The following is a 6246-nucleotide window of genomic DNA, read 5'->3' as shown; positions in this document are numbered from 1 at the left end:
TCGATGTTAATATTTAATGTGCCAGGAGATAACGGGATGGTTTTATTTCCATCTTTAATGTATAGTTCTTTGTTGATGATTGAATTTATTCTATTCCAAGCAGCACTGCCTCTTTCAACTATATTAAACATCCATGCAAGTGCTAACATTGGCCAAATCATTAATCCAAGATACATGATAAAACTAGTTAATTGCCCTATAGTAATGCAATTATTCCATACCAACCATCCCCCCCCCATAACAGATAATAAATTGGAAAAAGCTACTGCTAAATAAATAACTGGATCAAAACAAGCATCTATCTTAGCTACTTCCATGTTCTTTTTTCCTGTTTCAGTGACAATGACATCAAATTTGTTTGATTGATTTTTTTCTAATCCAAAAGCTCTAATCATTCGAATGCTAGTTAGTATTTCTTGTGTTTGATTATTTAACAAAGAAAAAGAAATTTGAGCATTACGAAAAGTTTCATGTAATTCTTTTCCATATTTTTTAATTAATATGGCCATAATAGGCATAGGTATTAGAGAAATTATTGTTAATAAAAAACTAATTTGAGTACTCATTACTATTAAAACAGATAAACCCATAACTAATGAATCGACAAGTGTTAAAACTCCTTCTCCTGCGGCAAAAACGACCCGGTCAACATCATTTGTTGCTCTTGCTATTAGATCTCCAGTTCTATTTTTTAAAAAAAATATTTGACTTTGCTGGCTAAGATAGGAATAGAATTTTACTCGAAGTTCTGTGGCTAATTGATAGGAAGCACCAAATAGTAGTATTCTCCATAAATAACGTAATATATATATAATTACGGATACTAAAAGAATAATCGAAATCCATGGTAGGATTTGTAATCCGTGCATATTTTTTTTTATAATTAAATCTATTAATACACCAACTATTTTCGGCGGTAATAATTGTAAAGAAGCAATAATTATTAATAATAAAATAGCGCCTAAATATCTTTTCCATTCTCGTGCGAAAAACCATCTTAATTGATTAAACAATTTCACAAAAAATCCTAATTTTAAAATATTATAAAGTTATTTTGAATATTAATTATTTTTATAAGTTAAAAATTTTTTATTTTTTAATTCTCAGACTATTTTATAAGATTTGAGTACTTCGCTTAACATATTATACTCATATATCAAGAAGTTCATTGTATAAATTTTATAATAGTTAATTATACGTATTTAAAATAAATATTTTTTTTAATGTTTTTAAAAGTGAAATTTAAAATATTATTTTTTTATATTTTTTATATATATTAAGTATTTACAGGTGATATAATAAGTGTGTTTATAAAAATATTATATTAATAGTGGTTTTAGATTAATACTTCTTTTTTAGAACGTAAAAAAGTTCATTTTTTGAATTATCTAAATTATAAAAATAAACTTTTTAAATAATGAAAATTTTAATGAATTAAATTTATTGATAGTAATATTGATTACTAAAAAAATTTGAATAAATTGATATAATTTAGAAATACGAATTTTACTAGACTGGTAGAATATAATATTTTTTTATTTTAAATAGGTCTGCTGTTTTTTTATTTTTATAAAATTATTACAAAATTTTAATTAAATTTTTTCTCAAAAAAAATTTATAAATAAAAATTGAATCATTATTTTATAATGAAGATAATTAAAATAAAAATACAATAATTAATTTTAATTTTTTTTAATTACTTTGTAAACTTTTACTAAAGTTATTCGAATTGATAAAAATATATTTGTATCGAATAACTTTTTTTATTTTAATTTATATTTTTTCTATTTTATTATATGTAATAATTGATTTCTTACGAAGATCTTTAAGAATAGAATTAAAAATTATTTCAGTATTATTTTTTTCTAAATATTGATTAACAACATTCTTCTCTTTTTGAGAAAAGTTAGTATTATAAACTTTTTCGAGTGATATGATTATGAAGTTTTTGTTTTTATCTTGATATAAAGTATATTTTTTTCTCCCTTTTTTTGGACAAGTCAAAGAAAAAACTATTGATGTAATAGGGTTTTGATCATAACGAGATATAATTTGGGGATTAGAGAAATAAAGATTTGATTTTATAAATAGGTTTGTTTTTCCTTTTTTTAATTCATAAATAATTCTTTTTGATTTTTCTTCTGTTTCTTTCGTTGCTTTTATAAATTTTATTTTTTTTATAATTTTGTTTTTAACATCATTAAAACTTTGCATTTTTTTCTTTTGAAAATCTTTAAATTCAATTAAGAATGACTGATGATTTTTAAAATTTATAAAATGTAGATGTGGTTTTATAATTTTATCTTTTTTCAATAGTTTTCTATGAAAAATTATTTTTTTTAAAACAGGCTTATTCAAAACTTTAGGTATGGATTTTTTATCAAACCAATCAGTTTCTGTACTGAGAATATTATTTTTTTTAAGAATAAATTTAATCTGGTTCGGATTTTTTTTAATATTATTAGATATTTCTAGTTTTAATCTATCGTATAAATCTAATGATTTTTTATTTTTTATATCATTTTTAATGATATCAAATATTTCGTATATTTTTTTCTGTTTTGCAGATAAAATTTCATTTAATTTAATAATTAAAAATTCATCGTGAAATGGAATAATTGCGGATATTTCATTTTTTTTATTTAAATGTGCATTTTTTATCTCGTTTGGTATTGCATCAATTGATATCCATCCAATATCTCCGCCTTTTTTTGATGAAATTGGATCTATTGATTTTTCTTTAGCTATTTTTGCAAAATCTTCTGGTGTATTATGTAATCTAGATAATATTGATAATGCTTCATTTTTATTTTTAGTTTGAATAATACTGTATCTTCTTCTTTCTTTTGTGGAATATTTTTCAATATTTTTTAAGTACCAATTATGAATTTCTTCATTGTTACAATTAGTTTGAAATTTATCTGGTTGTAATTGTACAAAACTAATTTTAAATTTTTCTGGAATATAAAAATTGTTTTGATTTTTATAAAAATAATTTTGTGCTTCTTTATCAGTGACATTTTGTTTGTAAATTAGAGAGCTTGTTTTAATAATTGATTTTTTAATTACTCTTTTTTGCGATAATAGTTTTATTATATTTTTTTTTTCATTTTCTAAAACAAAATTACTATTGGAAATAGCATGTATTAAATTTTTAGTATTTATTTTTCTTTTGATTATATTTATATATTCATGATTAGTTAAGTTTATAGATGTAAGATAATTAAAATATTGCTCTTTATTAAATTTATTGTTTTTCTGAAAAAGAGGAGAATTTAATATTATTTCTTTAATTTCACGATCATTTACTTGCAAATTTATTTTTTTTGTATACTGTTCTAATAGAACATTGTTAATTAATTGCGATAATACATAATTATATGTTTCGTTTATAAATCTTTTATTACGATTAAGTTTTAAAAAATTATTTCCTAGTATTTTTTTTTGTTTTTCTCTTTCAATAAAATACATTTTTTTAAAAATATTAAAACTAATTTGCTCACCATTGACTGTTGCTATATATTGTTCAAAATCTTTGTTGGTGTAACTATTCATAGTACTCAATATTAAAGATAAAATAATTATTCCTAAAATAAACTTAACTATAATATGAGTTGAGCGCGATTGTAAATATTTTGTCATAATATGACGATCCTAGATATTTTAATTTTTATTTAAAGTATAAAGGCTGACAATTTTTTGTCAGCCAAATTTAATTATCTATATAATATTATTTTCCTGCATTAAAATTTTTCTGGATTAAAATATAAGGTGCATTTTCTAATGCTAATTTTAAAACTTCTTGAATTTTTTTTACTGGATGTATTTTTAATCCTTCAATAATATTTTCGGGTATCTCTTCTAGATCGCGTTTATTTTCATAAGGTATCAAGACTGTATTAATTCCCCCTCGATGTGCTGCTAATAGTTTTTCTTTTAGCCCCCCAATAGGCAAAACTTGACCACGTAGAGTTATTTCACCTGTCATTGCAATATTCGATTTGACAGGATTTTTTGTCAATGACGAAACTATAGCTGTACACATTGCTACGCCTGCACTTGGTCCGTCTTTTGGTGTAGCTCCTTCAGGAACATGGACATGAATGTCATGTTTTTCATGAAAATCTTTTTTAATACCTAATTTATCGGCTTCAGAACGAACTACAGTTAATGCTGCCTGAATAGATTCTTGCATAACTTCACCTAAAGAACCTGTATATGTAAGTTTTCCTTTTCCTGATACACATGCTGTTTCAATTGTAAGTAATTCTCCGCCTACTTCAGTCCATGCTAATCCAATTACCTGACCAATTTCATTAGTACTGTTAGTTCTTCCGTAATCAAAACGTTTTACCCCTAAAAAATTTTTTAAATTTTTTTTACTTATTTCAATATGTTTTAAAAACTTATCTAATAATAAATTTTTTACTACTTTTCTACATATTTTAGAAATTTCACGTTCTAAACCACGTACACCTGCTTCGCGAGTGTAATATTGAATAATATTAATTATTGCACAATCAGTAATTGTTAATTCATCTTCTCTTAGTGCGTTTCTTTCAATTTGTTTTGGATATAAATATCGTTTTGCTATATTTAGTTTTTCATTTTCGGTATAACCAGAAATACGAATAATTTCCATGCGATCAAGTAATGGTGCTGGTATATTCATAGAATTTGATGTGGCAACGAACATAACATCAGAAAGATCATAATCTACTTCTAAATAATGATCGTTAAAAGTTACGTTTTGTTCTGGATCCAATACTTCTAATAAAGCAGAGGCTGGATCTACCCTTATATCACGAGACATTTTGTCAATTTCATCAAGTAAAAATAAAGGATTTTTAACTTTTGCTTTAGCCATTTTTTGAATTAATTTTCCAGGCATAGAACCTATATATGTACGTCTGTGACCTCTAATTTCTGCTTCATCTCTTATTCCTCCCAAAGCCATTCTTACATATTTTCTACCAGTAGATCTGGCTATAGATTTTCCTAATGATGTTTTTCCTACACCTGGAGGTCCAATCAAACATAAAATAGGACCCTTGATTTTATTTTTTCGACTTTGTACTGCTAAATACTCTAATATTCTATCTTTGACTTTTTCAAGTCCAAAATGATCAATATCAAGAATTTTTTTAGCTTGTCGTATATCTTTTTTTATTTTTGTTCTAGCATACCAAGGTATTTGTATCATCCAATCAATATAACTACGTACTACAGTTGCTTCTGCTGACATAGGAGACATCATTTTTAACTTTTGAAGTTCTGATTCTGTTTTTTCTTTTGCTTCTTTTGGCATTTTTGATGCTTTTATCTTACGTTTTAATATTTTGTTTTCGTCTGGAATTTCATCCATATCACCAAGTTCTTTTTGAATAGCTTTTATTTGTTCATTTAAATAATACTCTCTTTGACTTTTTTCCATTTGTTTTTTAACACGATTTCTAATTCTTTTTTCAACTTGCAGCAAATCAATTTCAGTTTCCATGATTGCCATTAAAAATTCTAATCTTTCATTTATGTTGCGTATTTCTAAAATTGATTGTTTATCATTTAATTTTAATGGCATATGGGCGGCAATAGTATCTGCTAATTTTTCTGGACTTTTAATATTATTGAGCGTATTTAATATTTCTGATGGAATTTTTTTATTAAGTTTAATATAAGATTCAAATTGATTAATTGTTGTACGAATTAATACTTCTTGTTCTTTGTCTATAACAGCGGGTGAAATAATTAACTCAACTTCTGCAATAAAATGTTGCCCATTGCTTGTTAAGTCTTTAATACAAGCACGTTGTAAACCTTCTATCAATACTTTTACTGTACCATCTGGTAATTTTAACATTTGTAAAATTGAACTAATAGTTCCTATATTAAATAAATCACTTGTAGTAAGTTCATCTTTAGAAGCTTCTTTTTGTGCAATCAACATAATTTTTTTATCATTATTCATAGACGTTTCAATACATTTTATTGATTTTTTACGACCTACAAATAATGGAATTACCATATGAGGGTATATAACTACATCTCTCAATGGCAAAACAGGGATTTTAATGCGTTCAGAACGCTCAGAATTCATAGAGCTCTCTCTTAGTTGAATTTCCCGATATTTATAATATTTAAAAACTGCATGATACAATAAAACATGCAGTTACACTTATAATCAGCCAAGTATATCGGAATGGTCGCTTGACGTTTAATGCTAAGCGTTTGAGAAAATAAAGGCAATTA

Annotated in this window: 3 protein-coding genes; all 3 read right to left on the bottom strand. The window is 24.6% G+C overall.

The genetic code is table 11. The annotated features are described in order from the left end of the window. Positions 1–1019 (bottom strand): ABC transporter transmembrane domain-containing protein (locus ACTP5B_RS02635; RefSeq protein ID WP_464829748.1); only part of this gene is annotated, 1019 nt, incomplete at its 3' end. Positions 1020–1773: 754 nt separating this feature from the next. Next, the gene (locus ACTP5B_RS02630) at positions 1774–3642 is read right to left on the bottom strand and encodes a SurA N-terminal domain-containing protein (RefSeq protein ID WP_464829746.1); all 1869 of its coding nucleotides are present in this window, start codon (positions 3640–3642) and stop codon (positions 1774–1776) included. An 88-nt stretch (positions 3643–3730) separates the two neighbouring features. Next, on the bottom strand, positions 3731–6094 hold the full coding sequence (lon, locus tag ACTP5B_RS02625; protein WP_464829744.1) for an endopeptidase La: 2364 nt from the start codon (positions 6092–6094) through the stop codon (positions 3731–3733). Positions 6095–6246 lie beyond the last annotated feature (152 nt).

Source organism: Buchnera sp. (in: enterobacteria) (assembly GCF_056343165.1).
The sequence above is the reverse complement of the archived record's forward strand: the minus strand, read 5'-3'. Positions and strand labels throughout refer to the sequence as shown.